A 24,626-nucleotide genomic window follows, 5' to 3' on the forward strand; every position below is an offset into this window, starting at 1 on the left:
GACGAACGGGTGCTCGCGCAGGAATAGACTCTCGTCATGTCCTCGCATGATCCCTCCTCCAGCGCGCCCATCGACATCAAGCCCCGCAGCCGCGTCGTCACCGACGGCATCGAGGCCACGACCTCCCGCGGCATGCTCCGTGCCGTCGGCATGGGCGACGAGGACTGGGACAAGCCCCAGATCGGCATCGCGTCCAGCTGGAACGAGATCACGCCGTGCAACCTGAGCCTCGACCGTCTGGCACAGGGCGCGAAGGAGGGCGTGCACGCCGGCGGCGGCTACCCGCTGCAGTTCGGGACGATCTCGGTGTCGGACGGCATCTCGATGGGCCACGAGGGCATGCACTTCTCGCTCGTCTCGCGCGAGGTCATCGCCGACTCGGTCGAGACCGTGATGATGGCCGAGCGCCTCGACGGCTCCGTGCTCCTCGCGGGCTGCGACAAGTCGATCCCCGGCATGCTCATGGCCAGCGCCCGCCTCGACCTCTCCAGTGTGTTCCTCTACGCCGGATCGATCGCGCCGGGGTGGGTCAAGCTCTCGGACGGCACCGAGAAGGACGTCACGATCATCGACTCGTTCGAGGCGGTCGGCGCGTGCCGGGCCGGTCTCATGAGCGAGGAGGACCTCAAGCGCATCGAGTGCGCGATCGCTCCCGGTGAGGGGGCGTGCGGCGGCATGTACACCGCCAACACGATGGCGTCGGTCGCCGAGGCGCTCGGCCTCAGCCTTCCCGGCTCGGCTGCTCCGCCCGCGGCCGACCGCCGTCGCGACTACTTCGCGCACCGCTCCGGCGAGGCCGTGGTGAACCTGCTCCGCCAGGGCATCACGACCCGCGACATCCTCACGAAGGAGGCGTTCGAGAACGCGATCGCGCTCGCGATGGCCCTCGGCGGCTCCACGAACGTGGTGCTCCACCTGCTCGCGATCGCCCGCGAGGCCGAGGTCGAGCTGAGCCTCCACGACTTCAACCGCATCGGCGACCGCGTGCCGCACGTGGCCGACATGAAGCCGTTCGGCAAGTACGTGATGAACGACGTCGACCGTCACGGCGGCATCCCCGTCATCATGAAGGCCATGCTCGACGAGGGCCTGCTGCACGGCGACGCGCTCACCGTGACGGGCAAGACGCTCGCCGAGAACCTCGCCGACCTCGACCCACAGCCGATCGACGGCGAGGTCATCCACACCTTCGACAACCCCATCCACGCGACGGGCGGCCTCACCATCCTCCACGGCTCGCTCGCCCCGGAGGGTGCCGTGGTCAAGACCGCCGGATTCGACGCGGCCGTGTTCGAGGGACCGGCGCGTGTGTTCGAGCGCGAGCGTGCGGCGATGGACGCGGTCGCCGAGGGCTCGATCGAGCCGGGCAGCGTCATCGTCATCCGTTACGAGGGCCCCAAGGGCGGACCGGGCATGCGGGAGATGCTCGCGATCACCGCGGCCATCAAGGGCGCTGGGCTCGGAAAAGATGTACTACTCTTGACGGACGGACGATTCTCAGGCGGCACAACCGGCCTGTGCATCGGCCACATAGCACCCGAAGCGGTGGACGCTGGTCCCATCGCCTTCGTGCGCGATGGTGATCTGATACGGGTCGATATCGCAGCTCGCTCTCTCGACCTACTCGTCGACGAGGCGGAGCTCGCCTCCCGCCGCTCTGGCTGGGAGCCGCTTCCCCCGCGCTACACCCGAGGCGTTCTTGCCAAGTACTCGCGCCTCGTGCGGTCCGCCGCCGAGGGAGCGACCACCGGCTGACCCGGATGCATCGGCATCCGGCGTCCTCCACAGTTCACCAGAAGGAAAGTCATGACTGCTGACACCGTCTCGGCCGTGCCGAGGCCGCCCGCCCGTTCATCCGCCCCGGAGATCACCGGTGCCGAGGCCGTCGTGCGCTCGCTCGAGCTGCTCGGCGTCACCGACGTCTTCGGTCTCCCCGGTGGCGCGATCCTGCCGGTGTACGACCCGCTCATGGACGCGTCGCAGCTGCGCCACATCCTGGTGCGCCACGAGCAGGGCGCCGGTCATGCGGCCGAGGGGTACGCGTCCGCGTCGGGCAAGGTCGGCGTGTGCATCGCCACCTCCGGTCCCGGCGCGACGAACCTCGTCACCGCGATCGCCGACGCCTACATGGACTCGGTGCCGCTGCTGGCGATCACCGGCCAGGTGTTCTCGACCCTGATGGGGACGGACGCGTTCCAGGAGGCCGACATCGTGGGCATCACGATGCCGATCACGAAGCACTCGTTCCTGGTGAAGGACGCGGCGGACATCCCCGGCGCGATCGCGGCCGCCTACGAGATCGCCGGCACCGGTCGTCCCGGTCCCGTGCTCGTGGACATCACGAAGGATGCGCAGCAGGCGGTCGCCCCGTTCGTGTGGCCGCCCAAGATCGACCTGCCCGGCTACCGCCCGGTCACCAAGGCGCACGGCAAGCAGATCCAGGCCGCGGCCGCCCTGCTCGCCGAGGCCAAGAAGCCGGTGCTGTACGTCGGCGGCGGCGTCGTGCGCGGTCGTGCGGCCGCCGAGCTGCTGGAGCTCGCGGAGTCCACCGGCGCCCCCGTGGTGACCACGCTGATGGCCCGCGGCGCCTTCCCCGACTGCCACGCGCAGCACCTGGGCATGCCCGGCATGCACGGCACCGTTCCGGCGGTCCTGGCGCTGCAGGAGGCCGACCTCATCGTGTCGCTCGGCGCGCGCTTCGACGACCGCGTGACGGGCAAGGCGGCGCTGTTCGCTCCGCACGCCAAGGTCGTGCACGTGGACATCGACCCCGCGGAGATCTCGAAGATCCGCACGGCCGATGTGCCGATCGTGGGCGACGTGCGTGACGTGCTGACCGACCTCGACGCCGCATTCCGCGGTGCGACGGGTGGCGCGAAGCCCGACATCGAGGAGTGGTGGTCGTACCTCGACGGCCTCCGCAACGAGTTCCCGCTCGGCTACGCGCCGACGACCGACGGGCTGCTGGCGCCGCAGTACGTGATCCAGCGCATCGGCGAGCTCACCGGACCGGAGGGCATCTTCGCCTCGGGCGTGGGGCAGCACCAGATGTGGGCCGCGCAGTTCATCAAGTACGAGCGTCCGAACGCGTGGCTCAACTCCGGGGGAGCCGGCACCATGGGCTACTCGGTCCCCGCGGCGATGGGGGCCAAGGTCGCCGAGCCGGAACGCCACGTCTGGGCGATCGACGGCGACGGCTGCTTCCAGATGACCAACCAGGAGCTCGCGACCTGCGCGATCAACAACATCCCGATCAAGGTCGCCATCATCAACAACTCCTCGCTGGGCATGGTGCGGCAGTGGCAGACGCTGTTCTACGACGGCCGCCACTCCAACACCGACCTGAACACCGGCCACGGCACGGTGCGCATCCCCGACTTCGTCAAGCTCGCAGAGGCGTACGGCTGCCTCGCGATCCGTGTGGAGAAGGAGGAGGAGGTCGACGCGGCCATCCAGCTCGCTCTCGACACGAACGACCGCCCCGTGGTGATCGACTTCGTGGTGAGCGCCGACTCCATGGTGTGGCCGATGGTGCCGCAGGGCGTCAGCAACAGCTATGTCCAGTACGCGCGCGACCACGCGCCCGCCTTCGACGAGGAGGACTGAGCCATGTCGACCCACGTGCTGAGCCTGCTGGTGGAGAACACCCCCGGCCTGCTGACCCGTGTCGCGGGGCTCTTCGCCCGCCGCGGCTTCAACATCGACTCCCTCGCGGTCGGCGTGACGGAGGTGCCGGGGATCTCCCGCATCACGGTCGTCGTCGACGTCGAGGAGCTTCCGCTCGAGCAGGTCACCAAGCAGCTGAACAAGCTGATCAACGTGATAAAGATCGTCGAGCTCGACCCGACCACCTCGGTGCAGCGCGAGCACATGCTCGTGAAGGTGCGCACCGACAACGCCACCCGGTCGAACGTGATCGAGGTCGTGAACCTGTTCCGCGCGTCGGTCGTCGACTACGCCTCCGACGCCCTGGTGATCGAGGTCACCGGGGACAAGGGCAAGGTCGAGGCGCTGCTGCGTGCGCTGGAGCCCTTCGGCATCAAGGAGATCGCCCAGTCCGGTCTCCTGGCCATCGGCCGCGGCGGCAAGAGCATCACCGAGCGCGTCCTGCGCGGCTGACCATTCCCCACTCTTCCGAACCACAATCAAGGAGAAACACACCGTGAGCACCGAGATCTTCTACGACGACGACGCCGACCTGTCCCTGATCCAGAGCAAGAAGGTCGCGATCGTCGGCTACGGCTCGCAGGGTCACGCCCACGCGCAGAACCTGCGCGACTCGGGCGTCGAGGTCGCGATCGCCCTCAAGGAGGGCTCCAAGTCCGCCGCGAAGGCGGAGGAGGCCGGCTTCCCGGTCAAGACCGTCGCCGATGCGACCGAGTGGGCCGACGTCATCATGATCCTCGCGCCGGACCAGCACCAGCGCACGATCTACAGCGAGTCGATCGCCCCGAACCTGACCGCGGGCAAGACCCTCGCGTTCGCGCACGGATTCAACATCCGCTTCGGCTACATCGACGCCCCCGAGGGTGTCGACGTGATCCTGGTCGCCCCGAAGGCGCCCGGTCACACGGTGCGCCGCGAGTTCGTCGCCGGTCGCGGCATCCCGGACATCATCGCGGTCGAGCGCGATGCGTCCGGCAAGGCGTGGGACCTCGCGCTGTCGTACGCGAAGGCGATCGGCGGCACCCGGGCCGGCGTCATCAAGACCACGTTCACCGAGGAGACCGAGACCGACCTCTTCGGTGAGCAGGCCGTGCTCTGCGGCGGCATGAGCCACCTGGTGCAGGCGGGCTTCGAGACGCTCGTCGAGGCCGGGTACCAGCCGCAGATCGCCTACTTCGAGGTGCTGCACGAGCTGAAGCTCATCGTCGACCTGATGTGGGAGGGCGGCATCGCCAAGCAGCGCTGGTCGATCTCCGACACGGCTGAGTTCGGCGACTACGTCTCCGGACCGCGCGTGATCGACGAGCGCGTCAAGGAGAGCATGAAGGGCGTGCTGTCCGACATCCAGTCCGGCGCGTTCGCGAAGCGCTTCATCGAGGACCAGGACAACGGCGCCGAGGAGTTCCTCGCGCTGCGTGCCAAGGAGGAGCAGCACCCGATCGAGGCCACCGGCAAGGAGCTGCGCTCGCTGTTCGCCTGGAAGCAGCAGGACGAGGACTACGTGGACGGCAGCGCCGCGCGCTGAGTCGATCGTCGAAGGAACGGGCGTCCCCTCGGGGGCGCCCGTTCCGCGTTTCCGGACCTCATTCGTCCGTCAAACATCGGATGTCTATGCCAGGATGGGAGGCATGCGACAGGAATGGTTTGATCACGCCCGCTTCGGGATGTTCGTGCACTTCGGGCTGTACAGCGGCGCGGCGCGGCACGAGTGGGTGCAGAACTATGAACGCCTCACCGACGAGGACTACCGCCCGTACTTCGACAACTTCGACCCCGATCTGTTCGATGCGGCCGCCCTGGCCAGGACGGCCAAGGAGAGCGGGATGGGCTACGTCGTGCTCACGACGAAGCACCACGACGGCTTCTGCCTGTGGGACTCCGCGCTCACGGACTTCACGTCGATGTCGGCCGTCGGACGCGACCTCGTGCGCGAGTACGTCGACGCGCTCCGCGCCGAGGGGCTCAAGGTGGGGCTGTACCACTCGGTGATCGACTGGCACCACCCGGACTTCACGGTGGACTGGAACCACCCCCGCCGCGACGACGAGAACGCGCACGCGCTCAACGAGGGTCGCGACATGTCGCGGTACCGCGCGTATCTGCACGGGCAGGTGCGCGAGCTGCTGACCGCGTACGGCGACATCGACTACCTGTTCTTCGACTTCACCTACCCCGAGGAGAAGGACGGCTGGGCCGGCAAGGGGCCCGAGGACTGGGACGCCGAGGCGCTGCTTGCTCTGTGCCGCGAGCTGCAGCCGGAGATGCTGGTGAACGACCGCCTGGGCATCCCCGCCGACTTCGTCACCCCGGAGCAGTACCAGCCGACCGCGCCACTCCTGCGCGACGGCGAGCCCCTGGTGTGGGAGGCCTGCCAGACCCTCAACGGATCGTGGGGATACCACCGCGACAACACCGATCAGAAGTCGCCGACGCTGCTGGTGCAGATGCTGGTCGACTCGGTCTCGATGGGGGGCAACATGCTGCTCAACATCGGTCCGGACGGCCGCGGGGCGATCGCGCCGCGGGATGCCGGGACGCTCGCGGAGATCGGGGAGTGGATGCGGCTGCACGAGCGCGCGGTCATCGGTGCAGGGCACGCCCCGTTCACCCCGCCGCGCGAGGGCGTGTACACGCTGCGGGGCGACCGCCTCTACCTCAGCCTGTTCAGCTGGCCGCTCGGGTTCGTGCACCTTCCCGGGCTCGCCGACCGCGTGACGTACGCGCGCCTGCTGAACGACGGCTCGTGGCTGCGCACCTCGGTGTCCGACCCCGAGCAGCAGGCGGATCTGATGACCCCCGCCGGCGAGGCCGAGGGGACGCTCACGGTGCATCTGCCCGTGCGTCGTCCCGACGTGCTGGTGCCGGTGATCGAGCTGCGCCTGCGCGTGGAGTGAGCGGGCGGTGGCGGCGGCTCAGGCCGTCGCCACCGGGATCTCCACGCCTTCGAGCGCCAGCCGCGCGGCGCCGTACAGGATCGCGTCCGCGCCCGTGGTCGCCGCCTCGATGCGCAGGCGCTGCGTGGCCAGGGGGTGGCAGGCCTCGTAGACCCGGCTGCGGACGGCCGCGATGAACGGCTCCGAGGCGCTCATGCTGCCCGTCAGGAACACGGCGTGCGGGTTGAAGAAGTTCACGACACCGGAGAGCGCCTGACCCAGGTGCGTGCCCGCCGTGCGGACGAGCGTGGTCGCGACGGGATCGGCGTCGCGCGCGAGCGTGAGCACGTCGGCGGTCGAGGCGACGGCGGTGTTGCCGCGCTCGTGCATCTGTCGCACGAGGCTGGCACCGCTGGCCACGGTCTCCAGGCATCCGGTGTTGCCGCACGAGCAGGGGATGTCGCCGCTGCCGTCGATGCGGGTGTGGGTGATGTCGCCCGCCGCGGCCGTCGCGCCGCGGTGCACGTGACCGTCGACGATGATGCCGCTGCCGATCGCGGTCCCCGCCTTCACAGTGATGCTGTGCTGTCCGTGACCGAGCTGCTCCCGATGCTCGCCGAGCGCCGCGAGGTTCGCGTCGTTGTCGACGACGACCGGCACGCCGTAGCGCTCGGCGAGGTGCTCGCCCACGCGGAAGCCCGGCCATCCCGGCATGCGCGAGGGCTGGTCGACGGATCCCGTGGCGATGTCGACCGGGCCGGGGAGACTGACCCCGATCGCGTGCACCCTGGTGTCCGCCACGAGGCGGTCGAACACCTCGGCGACTCGCGCGAGCGTGGCCTCCGGGCCGTCGGCGACGTCGATCGCGATCGTCTCGCTGTCGAGCAGCGCACCGCTCAGGTCGTGCCGTCCCACGCGGGCGTGCTTTCCGCCCAGGTCGGCGGAGAGCACGAGGCCGTCGGAGGCGATCTGCAGCACGCGGGGCCGGCGACCGCCGCGCGAGGTGCCGGCTCCGGCCTCCTGCAGCACGCCGGCGTCGAGCAGCGCCTGCACGCGGAGTCCGACCGTGGACGCGGCGACGCCCATCGTCGCCGCCAGCTCCGAGCGGGAGCGGGCCTGACCGCGCGCGACGAGGTCGAGGATGCGCCGCGTGTGCGGGTCGTCGACGGGGGTGTCGGCGGGGTTCGTCATGGGAGCCCTTCGTCTCGGAGCATCGTCAGCGTAGCGGGGGAGTGTCGTGTTTCGGGGAGGTGACGCCGTATCACCGTCCGATAAACATCGGATGTTCAGCTTGCGGCACTCACCGAACTATGAAAGCCTCACTTCATACGAAATCCTATTAGGTTAATTCGACCCGCGAAATAACCTTTCCCTTCTCAGGAGGCATTCAATGAAGAAGTTGCGTGTGGGGGCTGTCGCCGCTGTCACGGGCGTCGCCGTGGCGATGACCGGTTGTGCCAGCACGGGCGGCTCCGGAGGCTCCGCCGACGGCGACACCATCGTCGTCGACATGTGGGCGGGCAGCGAGTCCGACGTCGATGCGCTCGAGGCGCAGATCGAGTTCGCGCAGAAGCAGAACCCCGACATCACCATCAAGCTGCAGACGTCGCCCTGGAGCGACTTCTTCACGAAGCTGACGACCAACATGGCCAGCGGCAACATGGCGTGCATCACCGGGATGAGCGGCGCGCAGCTCGGCGGTTACACGGGCGGCTTCCGCGAGCTGAGCGAGAAGGACCTCGAGACGGCCGGGATCGACTGGTCGGAGTTCAACCCGAGCGCCGACGGCATCCTCAGCTTCGAGGGCAAGGTCTACGGCGTGCCGTTCGACGTGGCCACTATGCTCGTCTACTACAACCAGGACATGCTGACCGCCGCCGGTGCCGCCACGCCGGAGATCGGCTGGACGTTCGACGACTTCTCCGCGATCGCCGCCGACGCCACGAAGGACGGCAAGTACGGCTTCGGCATGGGCATGGGCGGCTACCAGTGGATGTCGATGCCCATCGCGTACTCCGCCACGCAGCCGGCCTCCGAGGACGGCACGCTGCACATCGACGACGACGCGTTCGTCGACGCGGCCACCTGGTACGCCGGGCTGGTCACCGAGCAGAAGGTCGCGGCGCCCGTCGCCTCGGCCTCCGACACGGGCTGGGGCGAGAACCAGTACACCGGCGCCAACGCGGCCATGGCCGTCGACGGCACCTGGAACGCGGTCAGCTACCTCAACAACGAGTCCGGCTTCGCCGCCGGCATGGTGCCGCTGCCCGCGGGCGTCGACGGCAACCCCGGACCGATCCTCGGCTCGGGCTACGGCATCGCCGCCAACTGCAAGAACCCGGAGGCCGCGCTGAAGGTCCTCGGCTCGCTGGTGGGTGAGGACGCGCAGGACTACATCGCGTCGTCCGGCCGCTCGTACCCCGCGCGCACCTCCTCGCAGCCGCTGTACTTCGAGTCGATCGACGAGCAGTACCGCGACCAGGTGCAGTCGGTGTTCGAGGCCGCGTTCGCCGACACCGTCCCGCTGTACATGACCAAGAGCTGGCAGAAGCTCGACAGCTACATCCAGCCCAACCTCGTCAGCGTCTACAACGGCCAGATGACGATGGAGGAGCTGCTGTCGAACGCCCAGGCGCAGTTCGGCGAGTGACCCGGCTCCGGCCGCCGCAGCAGTAACAGAGAAAGACAAGAGATGACGATCACGACGACACGTCGAGGATCGCTCGCCAAGGTCGAGGGCCGCCAGGCGCTGGGTTTCGCAAGCCCGGCCCTGGTGGGCCTCGCCCTGTTCACGATCGTGCCCGTCGGGCTGTCGATCGTGATGAGCGTCTTCGACTGGCCGACCTTCGGCGAGCGGACCTTCAACGGGGTGGACAACTACGTCAAGCTGTTCACCAGCAGCCCCGACTTCTGGCCGGCGCTGCGGAACTCGGCGGTGTACACGCTGCTGTACGTGCCGCTGAGCGTCGCCCTCTCGCTCGTGCTCGCTCTCGGACTCGGACCGCGGATCCGCGGTCGCGGCGCCCTGCGCGTGCTCTTCTTCATCCCGGTCGTGACGCCGATGGTCGCCAACGTGCTGGTGTGGAAGATGATGCTGCAGCCGCAGGGCCTCTTCAACGGCCTCTCGGTCAGCTGGTTCGGGATCGAGCTGCCGAACTTCCTCGCCGATCCCTCCTGGGCCATGATCATGGTCGTCGTGATGAGCGTCTGGCAGGGCCTCGGCTACAACATGCTGATCTTCTCGGCGGCTCTCGAGCAGCTCCCCGAGAGCGTGCTCGAGGCGGCCAGCATCGATGGCGCGCAGGGCTTCCGCCGCGTGTGGAGCATCATCATCCCGATGATCTCGCCGTCGATCTTCTTCGCCACCATCATGACGATGATCACCTCGCTGCAGGTGTTCGTGCAGCCGCAGATGCTCACCGGCGGCGGCCCGGGCAACGCCACCAAGCCGCTCGTGATGTACATCTGGGAGCAGGGCTTCACGTTCGGCGACCTCGGCCTCGCGGCCGCCGCCGCCTGGATCCTGTTCGCCATCATCATCGCGATCACCGGCCTCCAGTTCGCCGCGCAGAAGAAGTGGGTGCACTATGAGCACTGAGACCCTCGTCCGCCCCGCCGGCCCCGCGCCGCGCCGCGACCGCGAGCGTGAGCGCGAGAAGGCTCGCGGAGCCTCCACGACTCCGGGTGCCCGCCTCCGCCTGGTACTCGCGCACGTCTGCATCTACATCGCCGCGCTCATCTTCATCGCGCCGCTCGTGTACGCGTTCTTCTCGGCCCTCAAGCCCAACTCCGAGATGTTCTCCATGCCGCCGACGCTCGTCGGCTCGGAGATCCGCTGGAGCAACTTCGTCGACGTGTTCGCCTACGGGCCGTTCCTGACGTACATCATGAACTCGTTCATCGTGGCGGTCGGCGGCACGCTGGTCGTGCTGGTGGTCTCGACCACCGCCGGGTACGCGTTCGGGCGGCTGCGGTGGAAGGGGCGCGACGCCGTGTTCGTGCTCTTCCTCGCCACGCTCATGGTGCCGGCCGAGGTGCTCGTGATCCCGATGTTCCAGGTCATGCAGTGGTTCAACTGGGTCGACACATACCAGGCGCTCATCCTGCCGTTCGCGTTCGGCGCCTTCGGGACCTTCCTCATGCGGCAGTTCTTCCGCGGGATCCCCTATGAGCTGGAGGAGGCGGCACGCGTCGACGGCGCCGGTCCCGTCCGGTCGTTCCTGCAGATCATCCTCCCGCTGTCGAAGTCGGCCGTCGCCGTGCTCGCGGTGTTCACGTTCCTGTCGTTCTGGAACAGCTACCTGTGGCCGCTGATCGTGACGGTCGACTACAACGCCCACGGCACGCTGCCGGTCGGACTGGCCAGCTTCGCCGGTCTCACCGGCACCCGCTGGGACCTGCAGATGGCGGCGGCGATCATCTCGATGATCCCGACCACCGTGCTCGTGATCGTGCTGCAGAAGCACCTGGTCAAGGGCATCGCGATGGCAGGACTGGGCGGGCGCTGAGCATGATCGGTCAGGGACAGGGCACCACTGTGCCCATCGACGGTCGGCCGCGTCCGCGAACCGGGCTGGCGGGGATCGACATCGGCGGCACCAAGATCGCCGCGCTCGTCGTGGGGGAGGACGGCTCCGTCGTCGCCCGCGGCAGCGTGCCGGCCCCGGCCGCCCTGGGCGGAGCGGCCATGGCCGATGCCGCGGCGGGCCTCGTCCGGGCACTCGCCGACGAGGCCGGAGTGCCGCTCGCCGCCGCGGGCGTGGGCGCCGCGGGCGTCATCGACCACGAGACCGGCACCGTGCGGGCGGCCTCGGCCACGTTCGTCGGCTGGGCGGGATTCCCGCTCGCGGACGAGCTCGGACGACGCCTGGGCGTGCCGGTCAGCGTCGAGAACGACGTCAACGCGTTCCTGCTCGGAGAAGCGGCCGCGCTGAGCCGCACCGAGCGCGACGTGCTGGGCGTGATGCTCGGCACGGGCGTGGGCGGAGCCGTCATCATCGACGGCGCGCTCCACCACGGGCCCCACGGTGCGGCGGGCGAGATCGGACACACCCCCGGGTACAGCGAGCTCGTGTGCACCTGCGGGCAGACGGGGCACCTGGAGACGCTGGCCTCCGGAACCTCCATCGCCCTGCGCTACCGCGAGCGGACGGGCGGCGAAGCGGCAGACGCCCGGGCGGTCGCCGCCCTCGCTCGGGGTGGAGACGCGGACGCCCTCGCCGTGTTCGCCGCCGCCGGTCGCGCGGTCGCCCTCGCCAGTGCGAGCGCCGCGACCCTGCTCGACCTGCCGACCGTGATCGTGGGCGGTGGCGTCGCCTCGGCGTGGGACCTGCTGGAACCGGCGATCCAGGCGACCCTGCGCACGGACTCGCCGGTGTCGGGCATCCCGCTGCGCATCGTCCCGGCGCAGCTGGGCTCCGATGCGGTCGCCCTCGGAGCGATCGAGACCGCCCGTCGGGCCCTCGCCCCCGCACCCCCACTCTGAATCGACTCCCCGGATGAGAGGTATCGCATGGTGACCGCACCCCAGGACGCCCACGAGATCTGGATGGGCCCGCTGCCGCCCGTCGCCGACGGCGGCCTGCCGAAGCCCCGCGTGGGCATCGCCGGCATCTCGATCGAGTCCAGCACGTTCTCGCCGCACATCTCCGGCGACGAGGCCTTCACGATCCGTACCGGCGCGGACCTCCGCGCCTACTACCCGTTCCTCGACGAGGGGCGCGAGCTGGCCGAGGCCGCCGAGTGGGTTCCGCTCACGCACGGCCGCTCGCTGCCCGGCGGCGCCGTGGACCCCGAGACATACCGGCGGATGAAGGACGCGATCCTCGACGGCATTCGCGAGCACGGGCCCTTCGACGGCTTCTTCTTCGACATCCACGGCGCCATGAGCGTCGTGGGCATGGACGACGCCGAGGGCGACCTGGCCCGTGCCGTCCGGGAGGCACTGGGACCCGACACGCTCGTCTCCACGTCGATGGACCTGCACGGCAACGTGTCGGAGGTGCTGCGCGATGCGGTCGACCTGCTGACCTGCTACCGGATGGCTCCGCACGAGGACTGGCTCAACACCAAGGAGCGCGCGGTGTGGAACCTGCTCGACCGGCTGCGCGGGCCGCACGGCGCCGACCCGCTCGCGCGACGGCCCTTCACCGCCTGGGTGCCGGTCCCCGTGCTGCTGCCCGGTGAGAAGACCAGCACGCGGCTCGAACCGGCGCGCGGCATCTACGCCGAGCTGCCCGCGATCGAGGCGCTGCCCGGCGTGGTCGACGCGTCCGTCTGGATCGGGTACGCGTGGGCCGACGAGCCGCGCTGCCAGGCCTACGTCGTGGTCACCGGCGACGACCGTGAGCTCATCGCCCGGGAGGCCGAGCGCGTCGCCCGCCGGTTCTGGGACGCGCGCGAGGACTTCGTGTTCGTGGCCGAGACCGGCACGCTCGACGAGGCGCTGGACCGCGCGCTCGCGCCCGCAGCCGCCCGGCCGTACGTCATCTCGGACTCGGGCGACAACCCCACCGCCGGGGGAGCGGGCGACGTGACCTGGACGCTCGCGCGCCTGCTGGAGCGACCGGAGCTCACCGACGGGAGCCAGACGACCCTCGTCGCGTCGATCTTCGACCGTGAGGCCGTCGCGCGGGCGGTCGCAGCGGGTGTCGGCGCCGAGGTCGAGCTCGAGGCGGGGGCCCGCGTCGACCCGGGTCCGCACGGGCCCGTCACGATCCGCGGCACCGTCTTCTCGATCACGCACGGCGACCCCGACGCGGGCACCCAGGCCGTGATCGCGGTCGGCGGCCTGCACGCCATCGTGACCGAGCGCCGCAAGCCCTTCCACCACCTCTCGGACTTCCGGATGCTGGGCCTCGAGCCCACCGAGGCCGACATCGTCGTGGTGAAGATCGGCTACCTGGAGCCGGAGCTGTACGAGCTCGCCGCCGACTGGACGCTCGCGCTCACGCCCGGCGGCGTCGACCAGGACCTGCTGCGCCTCGGCCACCACCGTCTGCGCCCTGGCGTCTACCCCTTCGACACCACCGGCACGCCCGACCTGACCGCGACGGTCGTCCGCCGCGGCGACGCCGAGACGCCCGTCGACTCCACCCCCGCAGAGGAGACCCCCGCATGATGAACTTCGAGAAGCGCACCGGGCCCGACCTCGGCTCCGCGGCACCGGTGTACCCCGCGAACGGTGTGCCGGAGTGGTACCGCGACGCGAAGCTCGGCTTCTTCGTGCACTGGGGCCTGTACTCGGTGCCGGCGTGGGCGGTGCAGCACGGCGAGGGCGTCAACATCCCCACGGAGGACGCCTACGCGTGGCACCAGTACGCGGAGTGGTACGGCAACACCGTGCGCATCGCCGGGAGCCCCACGTGGGAGCGGCACCAGCGCCTGTACGGCCCCGGCACCTCCTACGAGGACCTCGCCGACCGCTGGGACGCCGCGGCGTTCGACGCCGACGCGTTCGTCGGAGAGCTGGTGGGCGCGGGCGCGAGGTACATCGTGCCCACCACCAAGCACCACGAGGGCTTCTGTCTGTGGGACACCGCGACGACCGGCTTCAACGCCGTCGCGCGTGGGCCCCGGCGCGACCTGATCGCCGAGTTCCACGACGCCACGCGTCGCGCTGGCGCGAAGTTCGGCGTGTACTACTCCGGGGCGCTCGACTGGCACGTCAGCGACTTCCCGGCGATCGAGTCCGACACCGACCTGTTCCGGTTCCGCCGCAACGACGAGCACTTCGCGCGATACTCGGCCGCCCAGCTGGAGGAGCTCGTCGAACGCTTCGCGCCGGATGTGCTGTGGAACGACATCGAGTGGCCGGACGGCGGCAAGGGCGACCAGGAGTACGCGGTCGCCGCGCTGCTGCGCCGCTACTTCGATGCGGTGCCCGAGGGCGTCGTGAACGACCGCTGGGGTGTGCCGTACCACGGCTTCCTCACGCGCGAGTACACGGACATCCCGGAGATCATCCCCGAGCCGTGGGAGTCCACGCGCGGACTCGGCTATTCGTTCGGCTTCAACCAGGACGAGGACGAGCGCCACTCCCTGTCCGGCGCGGCCCTGATCCGCCTGCTGGTCGACGTCGTGGCCAAGAACGGCAATCTGCTCATCAACGTCGGCCCCGCGGCAGACGGCTCGATCCCCGAGCTGCAGCGCCGGGCCATGCGCGAGCTCGGGTCGTGGCTCGACGCGAACGGCGACGCCGTCTACGGCACGCGGCCATGGATCCGGATGGGGGAGCAGGCCGGGGCCCCGCGCCGCTACACGACCTCGGCCGGTGCCGTGCACGTCCACGCGCTCGACCCCGCGGCCGGCCGCATCGAGCTCCCCGCGGAGCTCGACCACGCCACGCTGCGCTGGAGCGACGGCTCGGGGGCGGAGGTGTCGCGAGACGGCTCCGGCGCTGTCGCCACCATCCCGCCGGGGCTGCGGCCCGCTCCGGTCGCGGTGCTGTCCGCCCAGGGCGTCTGAGCAGCCACCCCGCACGATGCGAACGACGAGGGCTCCGGTGTCGCGCACCGGAGCCCTCGTCCGCTTCCATCGCCCCGCGCGGCTCAGGGTCGCGTGAGCTCCTCCAGCACCTCGATCACGTGCCGGTAGGGGCGCCCGGTGGCGCGGGTCATGCCGATCTCACACGTGCGGTTGGCGGACACGAACGCGTCGAAGCCCCCGCGCTCCCCGTCAGCGGCCGCGACCTCGGCCGACTCCTGCGCAGTCGCACTCGCGGTGAGCTCGGGGTGCAGCATGCCGCGGTCGCCCGCGAACGCGCAGCAGCCCCAGCCCTCGGGCACGAACACGTCGTCGGCCACGGCGACAGCGATCTCCGTCAGGGCCCCGGTCGCCCCGAGCGCCGTGGTCGAGCAGGTGGGGTGCACCGCGATGGAGGGGAGCTTCGCCGGCACGCTCAACCGCGGCAGCACCTCGCGGGCGACGAAGGTCGTGGCGTCCTCGATGCGCAGTCCCGCGTAGCGCGGATCCTTCGCGACGGACTGGGCGAGCATCACGTCGAGTCCCTCGGTGCACGACGCGGCGTCGCACACCACGGGGAGCTCGCCGTGACGGCTGGCCTCCCACAGCGACGCCAGCACCCGGTCGGACATCAGCCGGTAGCCGTCGAGGTGTCCCTTCGACTTCCACGGGGTGCCGCAGCAGAGCCCGCCGTTCTCCTCCGGGATCACCACCGCGATCCCCGCCCGGTCGAGCAGGTGGCGCAGGGCATCACGGGATCCGTGGCCGCCGTCCTCCGCGCCGAACATCGTGCCGATGCACGCGCCGAAGAACACGGCCTGCGCGTCGGGCGGTGACACCGGTCGATCGGGCTTCGAGCCGCCGCGGGGGAGTCCGCCGTCGTACAGCGGCACGGTGTCGGCGCCGAGCACGGCGCGTCCGAGCTGCGTCACCCCGCGGACGAGCGGGGCGGGGAGGGCGTCCGCGACCGTGAGGGCCACGCCGCCCGCGCGGGTGACCATGCTCCAGTGCTTCGCGGCGGTGCCCCAGACGGCGCCCTCGACCGCGTTCGACTGCTCGGCCCGCAGCCGCCGCACGAGGTCGCCCGTGTTGATGTCGACCGGACACGCGACCCCGCACATGCCGTCGACGGCGCAGGTCTGCACGCCGTCGTAGTCGTAGTCGGCGCGCAGGTCGCGCAGCAGCTCGGTGTCGCCCTGCTCCTCGGCCCACGCCATGTCGCGGCGCAGCACGATGCGCTGCCGCGGGGTGAGGGTGATGCTCTTGCTGGGGCACGTGGGCTCGCAGTACCCGCACTCCACGCAGCGGTCCACCTCGCTCTCGACCGTGGGAACGCGCTTGAGGTCGTGCAGGTAGGAGTCGGGGTCGTCGGAGAGCACCACGCCGGGGTTGAGGATGCCGTCCGGATCGATGAGTCGCTTGAGCTCCCACATCAGGTCGGTGAGCTCGTCGCCGTACTGCCGCCGGACGAACGGCGCCATGATGCGACCGGTGCCGTGCTCGGCCTTGAGCGACCCCTGCTGGGAGAGGACGAGCTCGACGAGGTCGTCGGTGAAGCGGCGGTAGCGGGCCACGCTGTCGGGGTCGTCGAAGCGCTCGTTGAGCAGGAAGTGCACGTTGCCGTCCTTCGCGTGCCCGAAGATGACGGAGCCCTCGTAACCGTGCTCCGCGAACAGCTCGATCAGGCGCTCGCACGTGGCCAGCAGCCGGGGCACCGGTACCACGATGTCCTCCAGCAGCGCGGTCGTGCCGGAGGGGCGGGCACCGGCGACGGCGGTGTAGAGGCCCTTGCGAACGTGCCACAGCGCGGCCCGCTCGGCCGCATCGGTCGTGAGTCGCGGCGGGACGGCGAGGGGGAGGGCGTCGAAGTGCGACTGGGCGGCAGCGCTCGCGAGTGCCAGGGCGTCGGTGTCGGCCGCGTGCACCTCCACCAGCAGGGCGGCCTGCCCCCGCACCTCGATCTCCGCGATCGCCGCCGGGACATCGCTCAGCCCCTGGGCCACGCGCAGCGACGCCGCATCCAGGAGCTCGATCGTGGCGAGACCGAGACGGGTGAGGTCGGGCAGTGCGGACATGGCGGCGGACAGCGTCTCGAACACGAGCAGCCCGGTCGCGATCGCGGGGCGTACCTCGATCGTGCGGAAGCGCGCCTCGGCGACGAAGGCGAGCGTGCCCTCCGAGCCGATCACGAGGTGCTCCAGGATGCGGACGGGGTCGTCGAAGTCGAGCAGGGCGTTGAGGCCGTAGCCCATGGTGTTCTTCATGGAGAACTGCTGTCGGAGGAAGGCCACGTGCTGGGGGGAGGCGAGCAACCGCGCGCGCAGGGCAAGCAGGCCGTCGGCGATCGCCGGCTCGGCGGCGCGGAGCACCTCGTTCGCGTCGGGACGGCCCGTGTCGAGGATGGTTCCGCTGGGCAGCACGAGCGTCATCGACGTGATCGTCTGGTACGAGTTCTCGGTGATGCCGCAGGCCATGCCGCTGGAGTTGTTCGCCACGACGCCGCCGATCGTGCACGCGATCTCGCTCGCCGGGTCGGGTCCGAGCTTGCGGCGGTACCGGGCGAGCCGTGTGTTGACCTGACGCACGGTGGCGCCGGGCCCGACGCGGACGGCGGCGCCGTCGTCCTCCACCCGGATGTCGCGGAAGTGGCTGCGGGTGTCGACGAGGATGTCGCCGCTCACCCCCTGTCCGGAGAGACTCGTGCCACCGGAGCGGAAGGTGAGGGTGCGCCCGGCGGCGCGCACGGCGCCGAACGCGCGCGCCACGCCGGCCGCATCGGCGGGGGAGAGCACGGCATCGGGGACGAGCAGATAGTGGGAGGCGTCGTGGGCGCGGGCAAACCGGTCGATCGACCGGGCATGCACCTCGGTGTCCGGCCCGAGCAGCTCGTGGTCCAGCGGTTCGGCGATGGTGGTCGGCACGGTGCTCCTCTGCTCCGGGTCAAGATTGTCTGACAAGTGTACCGATGACCGGATGCTTCGCTAGGCTGACGGCCATGACCACCCTCACGGACCGCGGCCTCGGCGTCGTCGGCGTGGTCGATGCGGTGACCGCCCAGCTGCGCGCGCGCATCCTCGGCGGTGAGATCCGATCGGGCGAGCCGCTCACCGAGGCCGCGGTGTCGCAGTCCTTCGGTGTGGCCAGGCCCAGCGCGAAGGCGGCGATCGAACAGCTGGTCGCGAGTGGCCTGCTCGTGCGCACGGCTCATCGCACCGCACGCGTGGTGGGTATCGATCAGGCGACGGTGCGCGACGTCTACCGCACGCGCACCCGCCTGGAGAGCGCCGCGCTCCGGGAGCTGGCACGGGCGCGCAGAGTGCCCGCCGCCGCGGTCGAGGCGAATGCGGAGCTGCTCGCGATGGGACCGGGGCCCGACCCGGCGACCGTGGACCCCGATCTGCGCTTCCATACGGCGCTGATCGATGCGCTGCACAGCGAGCGGACCGGACGGATGTATCGGAGCGTGCTCGACGAGGTCCGGTTGTGCATGGCGCAGGTGCAGGGGCGGCGCCTGCTGAACGCGGAGGAGATCGCCGCACAGCATCGGGAGATGCTCGATGCCGTCGCCGCGGGTGCGGAGGACGAAGCGGCCGAGCTGCTGCGGGCGCACCTCACGTCCGCGGAGGAGCGACTGGTCGAGGCGCTCGGGCGCGACTGAGCGTCAGCCCACGTTCGCCGGGGCGTCCTCGATCTGGATGGGCGCGTCCGCCGGGTCCGCCCACACCGGCGCGGGCAGCGGCGTGTCCACTGCGCCGTCCTGGATCGCGCGCAGCGCCTCCGTGATCTCGTCCGCGTTCTCCGGCACCGCGAGGCCGCACGTGCGCAGCTCCGAGGCGAACTGCAGGGTGAGGCGGATCTTGCCCGCCTCGATCGCCTGCGCCGTCGTGCCGGTGCGGATCTCACTGCCCGTCTGGATCGCCGGCACCTCGTCGCACACGTGATAGACCTTGCCGCCGTCGACCCAGACCACCTCGTCCTTGCCGAGCAGCTGGATCACGGTCGACTGGTCGGCCGTGTACTGCTCGACCGACGGCGGGGCGAAGTCCACGCCGACGAACACGGCCAGTGCGGCCAGGACGACGCCGACGATGCCGGCCGTCGTCTTCTGCCCCTTGTCCATGTCCTTGTTCAGGAAGATCAGGATCACGAGCGGGAGGAAGGCGACGATCGCGATGATCGCGCCGAGCTGGTTCTGCACGAAGAAGCGGGTCTTGTCCGCCTTCCGCGCGGGATCGAGCCGGTTCGCCTTCTTCCAGAGCACGGAGCCCGTGATCGACAGGGCCGCGATCACGACGAGCAGCACGAGCAGGGCGATGAACGCCCACTGCGGGAACTGTGCCGTGACGCCCTGCTCCTGGAGCAGACCCGTGTCGGGGTCGCGCACGAGCGTGCCGTCCTCGCCGACGTAGACGCGCTGGCGGAGCAGCCAGAAGATCCCGACGCCCTCGCCGATGATCGCGAGGGCCCACAGCGCGCCCGCGATCCAGCGGAAGCGCATCGCCGTCGTCTTCGCCGCGGCGCTCGGCGTCCACCCCGCCGGTGGCTCCGTGCTCGCGGCGGTGTTCCTGTCCCTGCCGGCGGTCCTGTCGTCGCTCTCGGCCACGTTGATCCCTTCCCCCGAAGGCCCGACCGCACCGGCCAGGGCACGCAAGATCCTAGTGGACGGGGTGTCCTACGCTGGAGGCATGACCTCCGACTCCGACGACGCCCTGAGCTGGGAGGGCGACGACGACACGGCGTCGCATCGCACCGGTCGCCCGCGGCGACGTGAGAACGCGGCCCCGCCCGTCGAGCCGCCTCTTCACGACGCCACGACCACGGAGAGCGCCGCGGTCGCGCCCACGACGCGACCCCCCGCGTCTCCACCGCCCACCGAGGCGGCACCGCCGTCGGCGCCCGCGGCGTCCGTCGCCGCCGACGACGACGAGGCGCCAGCGGGACTCAGCAATGCGATGCTCCTGCTCGTCGGGGTGGTCGGCGGGGTGTATCTCCTCTATTCGGTCGGCTGGGTCGTCGGTGGCCTGCGGCTGCAACCGCTCGCCTCGTTCCTGGTCGCCGACGCGATGTTCCTGCCCTGGTTCGTGCTCGCGATCGCGGCGCCCGCGCTGTGGTTCCTCGCGACGTGGGTCCTCACGCGGGGGAGGGCCGCGTGGGTGCGGGTCGCCCTGCTGCTCGCCGGGGTCGTGCTCCTGGTGCCGTGGCCGTTCGTGACGGTGGGGGTGGTCGGATCATGAGCTCGTCGGAGAACGCATCGGCGGTGTCGTCCGGATCGCCGCGCTGGCTCGCCGGCACCGTCATCGTCCTCGCCGGGCTGTTCTACGCCTACGCGGTGTGGAACGCGGTCGCGCATCTGATCACGATGGCGCAGACCGGTCTGACGGGTGCGGGCTGGGCCGTGCTGCTGTTCGGTGTCGTCTTCCCCCTGATCGTGTTCGGCTTCGCCTCCGCGATCGGGCGTCGCCGGCGCGTGGGCGAGCTCGCCCTCGTGTTCCTCGCGGGGCTGGGCATCGTCGCCGTCTTCTGGATGAGTCTGCTCGCGCTCAGCCTCACGCTCCCCAGCGCCTGACCCGGACGCCACCGGTGGAGCTGGACCGCGCGGCGTCACACGGCACGGAGCGGCATGGCGGCTCGGGTAGAGTTGTCGCGATCGCGCCCCCGACGGTGTGCGGCGCATCGGCCCCTCCCGCCTGTCGCGCTGCCCCGAAGGATCCACTGTGCCGAAGCCCGTCGTGCTCATCGCCGAAGTACTCTCTCCCGCCACGATCGAGGCGCTCGGCCCCGACTTCGACGTCCGCCACGTCGACGGCACCGACCGCGAGGCCCTGTTCGCCGCGCTGGCCGAGGCCGACGCGGTGCTCATCCGCTCGGCGACCCGCATCGACGAGGAGGCGCTGGCGCACGCGCCGAAGCTGAAGGTCGTCGCGCGTGCGGGCGTGGGCCTCGACAACGTCGACATCAAGGCCGCGACCACGGCGGGCGTCATGGTCGTGAACGCTCCGACGTCGAACATCGTCTCGGCCGCCGAGCTCACGGTCGGTCACATCCTCAGCCTCGCTCGGCGCATCCCGGCCGCGCACGCCTCGCTCGCCGCCGGGCAGTGGAAGCGCAGCTCGTTCACGGGCGCCGAGCTCTTCGAGAAGACGGTCGGCATCGTGGGGCTCGGACGTATCGGTGCGCTCGTCGCCGCCCGCCTCGCGGCGTTCGACATGCGCGTCGTCGCGTACGACCCCTACGTCACGTCCGCCCGCGCCCAGCAGCTCGGCGTGCAGCTCCTGTCGCTCGACGAGCTGGTGGCGGAGTCCGACTTCCTGACGATCCACATGCCCAAGACTCCGGAGACCACGGGCATGATCGGCGCGGAGCAGTTCGCGGCGATGAAGCCGACCGCCTTCGTCGTCAACGTCGCGCGCGGCGGGCTGATCGACGAGGAGGCGCTGCACGAGGCGCTCGTCGCTGGCGAGATCGCCGGCGCCGGTCTCGACGTCTTCACGTCTGAGCCGCCGGCGGAGGGCGGCAGCGCCCGTCCGCTGCTCGACCTGCCCAACGTGGTCGTCACGCCGCACCTCGGCGCGAGCACGGAGGAGGCGCAGGAGAAGGCCGGTGTCTCGGTTGCCCGCTCGGTGCGACTCGCGCTGGGCGGCGACCTGGTGCCCGACGCGGTCAACGTGGCCGGCGGCGTGATCGACCCGTATGTGCGTCCCGGGATCTCGCTCGTGGAGAAGCTGGGCCAGATCTTCGCGGCCCTCGCGACCTCGCCGCTCACGAGCCTCGACGTCGAGGTGCACGGCGAGCTCAACGACTACGACGTCAGCGTGCTCAAGCTCGCGGCGCTCAAGGGCGTGTTCACGAACATCGTCAGCGAGACCGTGTCGTACGTGAACGCTCCGCTCCTCGCCGAGCAGCGGGGGATCGCGGTCCGCCTGCTCAAGGACGACGTGAGCGAGGAGTACCGCAACGTCATCACCCTGACGGGGGCCCTGTCCGACGGTTCGCAGCTCTCGGTGTCCGGCACGCTGACCGGCCCGAAGCAGGCGGAGAAGCTCGTCGGCATCAACGACCACGCGCTGGAGCTGCCGATCGAGAAGCACCACGTCGTCATGCTCTACACCGACCGTCCGGGCATCGTGGCCGTGTACGGCCAGAAGTTCGGTGAGGCGGGCATCAACATCGCGGGCATGCAGATCGCGCGCCGCGCGGCCGGCGACCAGGCGCTCAGCGTGCTGACGCTGGACTCGCCCGTGTCGGAGGAACTGCTCGACGACGTGCGCGACGCGATCGACGCCGACCTGTTCCGGCAGATCGAGATCACCGAGGTCTGAGCCGCAGCACCACGGAAGAGGGGCGGGAGCGTGACGCTCCCGCCCCTCTTCGGTTCGCGAGTCAGGCGGTGGCGCGCAGGACCAGGGCGATCAGGTCGGCGAGCTCATCGCTGCGGGGGACGAGCCGCTCGGGTCCGTGCACGTCGAGCGAGTTGTTGAAGTAGAGCCCGTCGCTGACCAGCATCACCAGGTCGAGGCTGGCGGTGTCGCGCACGTGCGGGCGGATGGTGTCGGCCCAGCGGCGCCGGGTCTCGCGGAGCATGTCGGCCGCACGGGCCGAGCCGCCCTGGGCGAGGCGGGTCGTGGCGATCAGGGCGCGGTCGAGGGCGTCGTCCTCCATGACCGACGTGCGGACGTAGTAGGCGACCGGGCCCTCCTCCGCCGCGTTCATGCGCTCCAGGTCGAGGGTGGTGAGGTGGTCGAGCCGCTCCACGAGGCCGGCCTCGAGGTCGTCCTTGGAGTGGAAGTGGTACAGCAGCCCGCCTTTGGAGACGCCCGCGGCCTTGGCCGTCGCGTCGAGCGTGGCGGCGCGCTCGCCCTCGTCGATGAGGATCGCCTCGAAGGCGTCGAGAACCTTCTCGCGGGCGAGGGGAGGTCGGGGCATCGTTCATCCTCTGTTCGGAAACGGGAGGCCGGTCTCTGTTACTATACCAGCCGGACGGTTCACTAACGGAGCCGCCGAGAGTCTGAGAGGTGTTCCATGAGCCGTACTGCGTCGATCCCGACGACAGAGACGGAAGCTCCGCGCGTCGGCGCCAGAGGGTGGGCGGCGCTCGTCGTCCTCATGCTCCCCGTGCTGCTGGTGTCGGTCGACAACACGGTGCTGAGCTTCGCCCTGCCCGAGATCTCGATCTCGCTCGCACCCACCGGTGCCGAGCAGCTGTGGATCATCGACGTGTACCCGCTCGTGCTGGCCGGACTGCTGGTGACCATGGGCACGCTCGGTGATCGGTTCGGGCGGAGGAAGCTGCTGCTCATCGGAGCCACGGGGTTCGCCGTGGTCTCGGCCCTCGCCGCGTTCGCTCCGACGGCCGGTCTCCTCATCGCCGCCCGCGCCCTGCTCGGCTTCTTCGGCGCGATGCTCATGCCCTCCACGCTGTCGCTCCTGCGCTCGATCTTCCAGAACCGCGATCAGCGGCGCATGGCGATCGCGGTCTGGGCGTCCGCGTTCTCCGCCGGTGCGGCCCTGGGGCCGATCGTCGGCGGGTTCCTGCTCGAGCACTTCGCGTGGGGCTCGGTGTTCCTCCTCGCTGTACCGGTGCTGATCCCGCTGCTGATCGGCGCACCGCTGCTGGTGCCCGAGAGCCGTGACCCGCACCCCGGTCGCATCGACCCGCTGAGCATCGCCCTGTCGATGGCCGCGATGATCCCGGTCGTCTACGCGATCAAGTCGTTCGCGGTGGACGGGCCCTCGCTGTACGCGGGGGGATGGGCCGTGCTCGGCCTCGCGATGGGCGCGCTGTTCGTGCGGCGTCAGCTCCGCTCCGACGTCCCGATGCTCGACATGGCGCTGTTCCGAAGGGGCTCCTTCTCCGGGGCGATCCTGGTGAACCTGCTCAGCGTGGTCGCCCTGGTGGGCTTCCTCTACTTCGTGTCGCAGCACGTGCAGCTCGTGCTCGGGCTCTCGCCGATGATGGCCGGGCTCGCACTCGTGCCCGGCATGGCGGCGATGATCGTGGCCGGCCTCACGGTCGTGCCGATCTCGCGTCGCGTGCCGCCGCACGTGCTGATTCCCGCGGCGCTGGTCTTCTCCGTGGTCGGCTACCTGATCGTGGCGATGACGACGCACGACCACGGTGTCGTGCCGCTGATCCTCGCGTTCGCGGTGCTCGGCATCGGCATCGGTGCCGCGGAGACGATCTCGAACGAGCTCATCCTCTCCAGCGCTCCGGCCGCGAAGGCCGGCGCGGCCAGCGCCGTGTCCGAGACCGCGTACGAGCTCGGCGCCGTGCTCGGCACCGCCATCCTGGGCGGCCTCATCACGGCGTTCTACCGCGGAGCGCTCGTGCTTCCGGAGGGGCTGCCCGCCGACGTCGCGCATGCGGCGCAGGAGACGCTGGCCGGCGCGTACACCGCGGCGCAGCAGCTCCCGTCGCAGCTCGGAGACGCGCTGTGGCAGGCCGCCGCCGACGCGTTCGGCTCCGGGGTGACGGTGACCTCGCTGATCGGCGCCGGGCTCGTGGTCATCGCCGCGGTGATCGCCGCCGTCACACTGCGCAAGGCACCCACGCACTGACCACTACGCTGGGGGGACCGGCCCGTACGACCCGCGGTCGCGCCGCGGCCGGTCCACCCCCGTGCAGTG

The 24,626-nt window shown here is 70.5% G+C and carries 20 protein-coding genes; 16 read left to right on the forward strand and 4 right to left on the reverse strand.

Annotation, left to right across the window (positions count from 1 at the left end; genetic code table 11):
• The first annotated feature begins 36 nt into the window (after positions 1 to 36).
• From ilvD to ACFV3I_RS09540, 5 genes are all read left to right on the forward strand, one after another.
• Positions 37 to 1,755: a dihydroxy-acid dehydratase gene (ilvD, locus tag ACFV3I_RS09520; protein WP_136034959.1), complete on the forward strand. Its 1,719-nt coding sequence runs from the start codon at positions 37 to 39 to the stop codon at positions 1,753 to 1,755.
• A gap of 51 nt (positions 1,756 to 1,806) precedes the next feature.
• Entirely contained in the window at positions 1,807 to 3,606 is a 1,800-nt protein-coding gene (locus ACFV3I_RS09525; protein ID WP_378822743.1) for an acetolactate synthase large subunit, read from the forward strand.
• A 3-nt stretch (positions 3,607 to 3,609) separates the two neighbouring features.
• Positions 3,610 to 4,119 carry an acetolactate synthase small subunit gene (ilvN, locus tag ACFV3I_RS09530; RefSeq protein ID WP_136036742.1) on the forward strand — a complete coding sequence of 170 codons (510 nt, stop codon included), beginning with the start codon at positions 3,610 to 3,612 and terminating at the stop codon, positions 4,117 to 4,119.
• Between the two features lie 43 nt (positions 4,120 to 4,162).
• On the forward strand, positions 4,163 to 5,191 hold the full coding sequence (ilvC, locus tag ACFV3I_RS09535) for a ketol-acid reductoisomerase (RefSeq protein WP_136034953.1): 1,029 nt from the start codon (positions 4,163 to 4,165) through the stop codon (positions 5,189 to 5,191).
• 94 nt (positions 5,192 to 5,285) lie between these two features.
• A complete protein-coding gene (locus ACFV3I_RS09540; protein ID WP_378822744.1) occupies positions 5,286 to 6,560 on the forward strand; it encodes an alpha-L-fucosidase in 1,275 nt (424 codons plus the stop codon).
• An 18-nt stretch (positions 6,561 to 6,578) separates the two neighbouring features.
• Here the strand turns inward: ACFV3I_RS09540 and ACFV3I_RS09545 are convergent, their stop codons facing one another.
• On the reverse strand, positions 6,579 to 7,730 hold the full coding sequence (locus ACFV3I_RS09545; protein WP_378822745.1) for an ROK family protein: 1,152 nt from the start codon (positions 7,728 to 7,730) through the stop codon (positions 6,579 to 6,581).
• A 199-nt stretch (positions 7,731 to 7,929) separates the two neighbouring features.
• Between ACFV3I_RS09545 and ACFV3I_RS09550 the strand changes: the two genes are divergently transcribed.
• The 6 genes from ACFV3I_RS09550 to ACFV3I_RS09575 all read left to right on the forward strand — a co-directional run bounded on the left by ACFV3I_RS09550 (position 7,930) and on the right by ACFV3I_RS09575 (position 15,005).
• Positions 7,930 to 9,189: an ABC transporter substrate-binding protein gene (locus ACFV3I_RS09550; RefSeq protein ID WP_136036744.1), complete on the forward strand. Its 1,260-nt coding sequence runs from the start codon at positions 7,930 to 7,932 to the stop codon at positions 9,187 to 9,189.
• 42 nt (positions 9,190 to 9,231) lie between these two features.
• Complete coding sequence (locus ACFV3I_RS09555) at positions 9,232 to 10,137, forward strand: carbohydrate ABC transporter permease (protein ID WP_136034945.1); 906 nt, start codon at positions 9,232 to 9,234, stop codon at positions 10,135 to 10,137.
• Positions 10,127 to 11,047 (forward strand): carbohydrate ABC transporter permease, encoded by a 921-nt coding sequence (locus tag ACFV3I_RS09560; protein ID WP_136034943.1) that lies wholly within the window; start codon positions 10,127 to 10,129, stop codon positions 11,045 to 11,047. The genes ACFV3I_RS09555 and ACFV3I_RS09560 overlap by 11 nt, the downstream gene beginning before the upstream one ends.
• Positions 11,048 to 11,049: 2 nt before the next feature.
• Entirely contained in the window at positions 11,050 to 12,024 is a 975-nt protein-coding gene (locus tag ACFV3I_RS09565) for an ROK family protein (RefSeq protein WP_378822746.1), read from the forward strand.
• A gap of 63 nt (positions 12,025 to 12,087) precedes the next feature.
• Complete coding sequence (locus ACFV3I_RS09570) at positions 12,088 to 13,659, forward strand: M81 family metallopeptidase (protein ID WP_342589034.1); 1,572 nt, start codon at positions 12,088 to 12,090, stop codon at positions 13,657 to 13,659.
• Positions 13,656 to 15,005 (forward strand): alpha-L-fucosidase, encoded by a 1,350-nt coding sequence (locus ACFV3I_RS09575; protein WP_378822747.1) that lies wholly within the window; start codon positions 13,656 to 13,658, stop codon positions 15,003 to 15,005. The genes ACFV3I_RS09570 and ACFV3I_RS09575 overlap by 4 nt, the downstream gene beginning before the upstream one ends.
• Positions 15,006 to 15,088: 83 nt before the next feature.
• Here the strand turns inward: ACFV3I_RS09575 and ACFV3I_RS09580 are convergent, their stop codons facing one another.
• Entirely contained in the window at positions 15,089 to 17,923 is a 2,835-nt protein-coding gene (locus ACFV3I_RS09580; RefSeq protein ID WP_378822748.1) for an FAD-binding and (Fe-S)-binding domain-containing protein, read from the reverse strand.
• A 74-nt stretch (positions 17,924 to 17,997) separates the two neighbouring features.
• On the opposite strand from ACFV3I_RS09580, the gene ACFV3I_RS09585 reads away from it, so the two are divergent.
• Complete coding sequence (locus ACFV3I_RS09585) at positions 17,998 to 18,660, forward strand: GntR family transcriptional regulator (RefSeq protein WP_136036985.1); 663 nt, start codon at positions 17,998 to 18,000, stop codon at positions 18,658 to 18,660.
• A gap of 3 nt (positions 18,661 to 18,663) precedes the next feature.
• On the opposite strand, the gene ACFV3I_RS09590 is transcribed toward ACFV3I_RS09585, so the two are convergent.
• Positions 18,664 to 19,605 (reverse strand): hypothetical protein, encoded by a 942-nt coding sequence (locus ACFV3I_RS09590; protein ID WP_378822749.1) that lies wholly within the window; start codon positions 19,603 to 19,605, stop codon positions 18,664 to 18,666.
• A gap of 82 nt (positions 19,606 to 19,687) precedes the next feature.
• Here ACFV3I_RS09590 and ACFV3I_RS09595 point away from each other — a divergent pair, with 82 nt between their 5' ends.
• The 3 genes from ACFV3I_RS09595 (at position 19,688) to serA (ending at position 22,321) form a co-directional block, all read left to right on the forward strand.
• Positions 19,688 to 20,236 carry a hypothetical protein gene (locus tag ACFV3I_RS09595; protein ID WP_240745418.1) on the forward strand — a complete coding sequence of 183 codons (549 nt, stop codon included), beginning with the start codon at positions 19,688 to 19,690 and terminating at the stop codon, positions 20,234 to 20,236.
• Positions 20,233 to 20,568, forward strand: coding sequence for a hypothetical protein (locus ACFV3I_RS09600; RefSeq protein WP_136034927.1), 336 nt, complete (start codon positions 20,233 to 20,235; stop codon positions 20,566 to 20,568). Before ACFV3I_RS09595 ends, ACFV3I_RS09600 begins: the two co-directional genes overlap by 4 nt.
• A 148-nt stretch (positions 20,569 to 20,716) precedes the next feature.
• Positions 20,717 to 22,321, forward strand: coding sequence for a phosphoglycerate dehydrogenase (gene serA, locus ACFV3I_RS09605; protein ID WP_136034925.1), 1,605 nt, complete (start codon positions 20,717 to 20,719; stop codon positions 22,319 to 22,321).
• 61 nt (positions 22,322 to 22,382) lie between these two features.
• On the opposite strand, the gene ACFV3I_RS09610 is transcribed toward serA, so the two are convergent.
• Positions 22,383 to 22,925, reverse strand: a complete 543-nt coding sequence (locus ACFV3I_RS09610) for a TetR/AcrR family transcriptional regulator (RefSeq protein ID WP_136034922.1) — start codon at positions 22,923 to 22,925, stop codon at positions 22,383 to 22,385.
• A 96-nt stretch (positions 22,926 to 23,021) separates the two neighbouring features.
• Here ACFV3I_RS09610 and ACFV3I_RS09615 point away from each other — a divergent pair, with 96 nt between their 5' ends.
• Positions 23,022 to 24,557, forward strand: a complete 1,536-nt coding sequence (locus ACFV3I_RS09615) for an MFS transporter (RefSeq protein WP_247638710.1) — start codon at positions 23,022 to 23,024, stop codon at positions 24,555 to 24,557.
• Positions 24,558 to 24,626: the final 69 nt, after the last annotated feature.

Origin of the sequence: Microbacterium sp. NPDC059771 (genome assembly GCF_042732495.1) — a bacterium.
GTDB classification, from domain to species: domain Bacteria; phylum Actinomycetota; class Actinomycetes; order Actinomycetales; family Microbacteriaceae; genus Microbacterium; species Microbacterium sufflavum.

What these genes read in the sequence shown, in the direction of transcription:
- ilvD (WP_136034959.1), top strand. Translation starts at nt 37, where the DNA reads ATGTCCTCGCATGATCCCTCCTCCAGCGCGCCCATCGACATCAAGCCC.
- ACFV3I_RS09595 (WP_240745418.1), top strand. Translation starts at nt 19,688, where the DNA reads ATGACCTCCGACTCCGACGACGCCCTGAGCTGGGAGGGCGACGACGAC.
- ACFV3I_RS09525 (WP_378822743.1), top strand. Translation starts at nt 1,807, where the DNA reads ATGACTGCTGACACCGTCTCGGCCGTGCCGAGGCCGCCCGCCCGTTCA.
- ACFV3I_RS09575 (WP_378822747.1), top strand. Translation starts at nt 13,656, where the DNA reads ATGATGAACTTCGAGAAGCGCACCGGGCCCGACCTCGGCTCCGCGGCA.
- ACFV3I_RS09565 (WP_378822746.1), top strand. Translation starts at nt 11,050, where the DNA reads ATGATCGGTCAGGGACAGGGCACCACTGTGCCCATCGACGGTCGGCCG.
- ACFV3I_RS09615 (WP_247638710.1), top strand. Translation starts at nt 23,022, where the DNA reads ATGAGCCGTACTGCGTCGATCCCGACGACAGAGACGGAAGCTCCGCGC.
- ACFV3I_RS09585 (WP_136036985.1), top strand. Translation starts at nt 17,998, where the DNA reads ATGACCACCCTCACGGACCGCGGCCTCGGCGTCGTCGGCGTGGTCGAT.
- ACFV3I_RS09610 (WP_136034922.1), bottom strand. Translation starts at nt 22,925, where the DNA reads ATGCCCCGACCTCCCCTCGCCCGCGAGAAGGTTCTCGACGCCTTCGAG.
- ACFV3I_RS09555 (WP_136034945.1), top strand. Translation starts at nt 9,232, where the DNA reads ATGACGATCACGACGACACGTCGAGGATCGCTCGCCAAGGTCGAGGGC.
- ACFV3I_RS09600 (WP_136034927.1), top strand. Translation starts at nt 20,233, where the DNA reads ATGAGCTCGTCGGAGAACGCATCGGCGGTGTCGTCCGGATCGCCGCGC.
- ACFV3I_RS09570 (WP_342589034.1), top strand. Translation starts at nt 12,088, where the DNA reads ATGGGCCCGCTGCCGCCCGTCGCCGACGGCGGCCTGCCGAAGCCCCGC.
- ACFV3I_RS09545 (WP_378822745.1), bottom strand. Translation starts at nt 7,730, where the DNA reads ATGACGAACCCCGCCGACACCCCCGTCGACGACCCGCACACGCGGCGC.
- ACFV3I_RS09550 (WP_136036744.1), top strand. Translation starts at nt 7,930, where the DNA reads ATGAAGAAGTTGCGTGTGGGGGCTGTCGCCGCTGTCACGGGCGTCGCC.
- ACFV3I_RS09560 (WP_136034943.1), top strand. Translation starts at nt 10,127, where the DNA reads ATGAGCACTGAGACCCTCGTCCGCCCCGCCGGCCCCGCGCCGCGCCGC.
- ilvN (WP_136036742.1), top strand. Translation starts at nt 3,610, where the DNA reads ATGTCGACCCACGTGCTGAGCCTGCTGGTGGAGAACACCCCCGGCCTG.
- ACFV3I_RS09540 (WP_378822744.1), top strand. Translation starts at nt 5,286, where the DNA reads ATGGGAGGCATGCGACAGGAATGGTTTGATCACGCCCGCTTCGGGATG.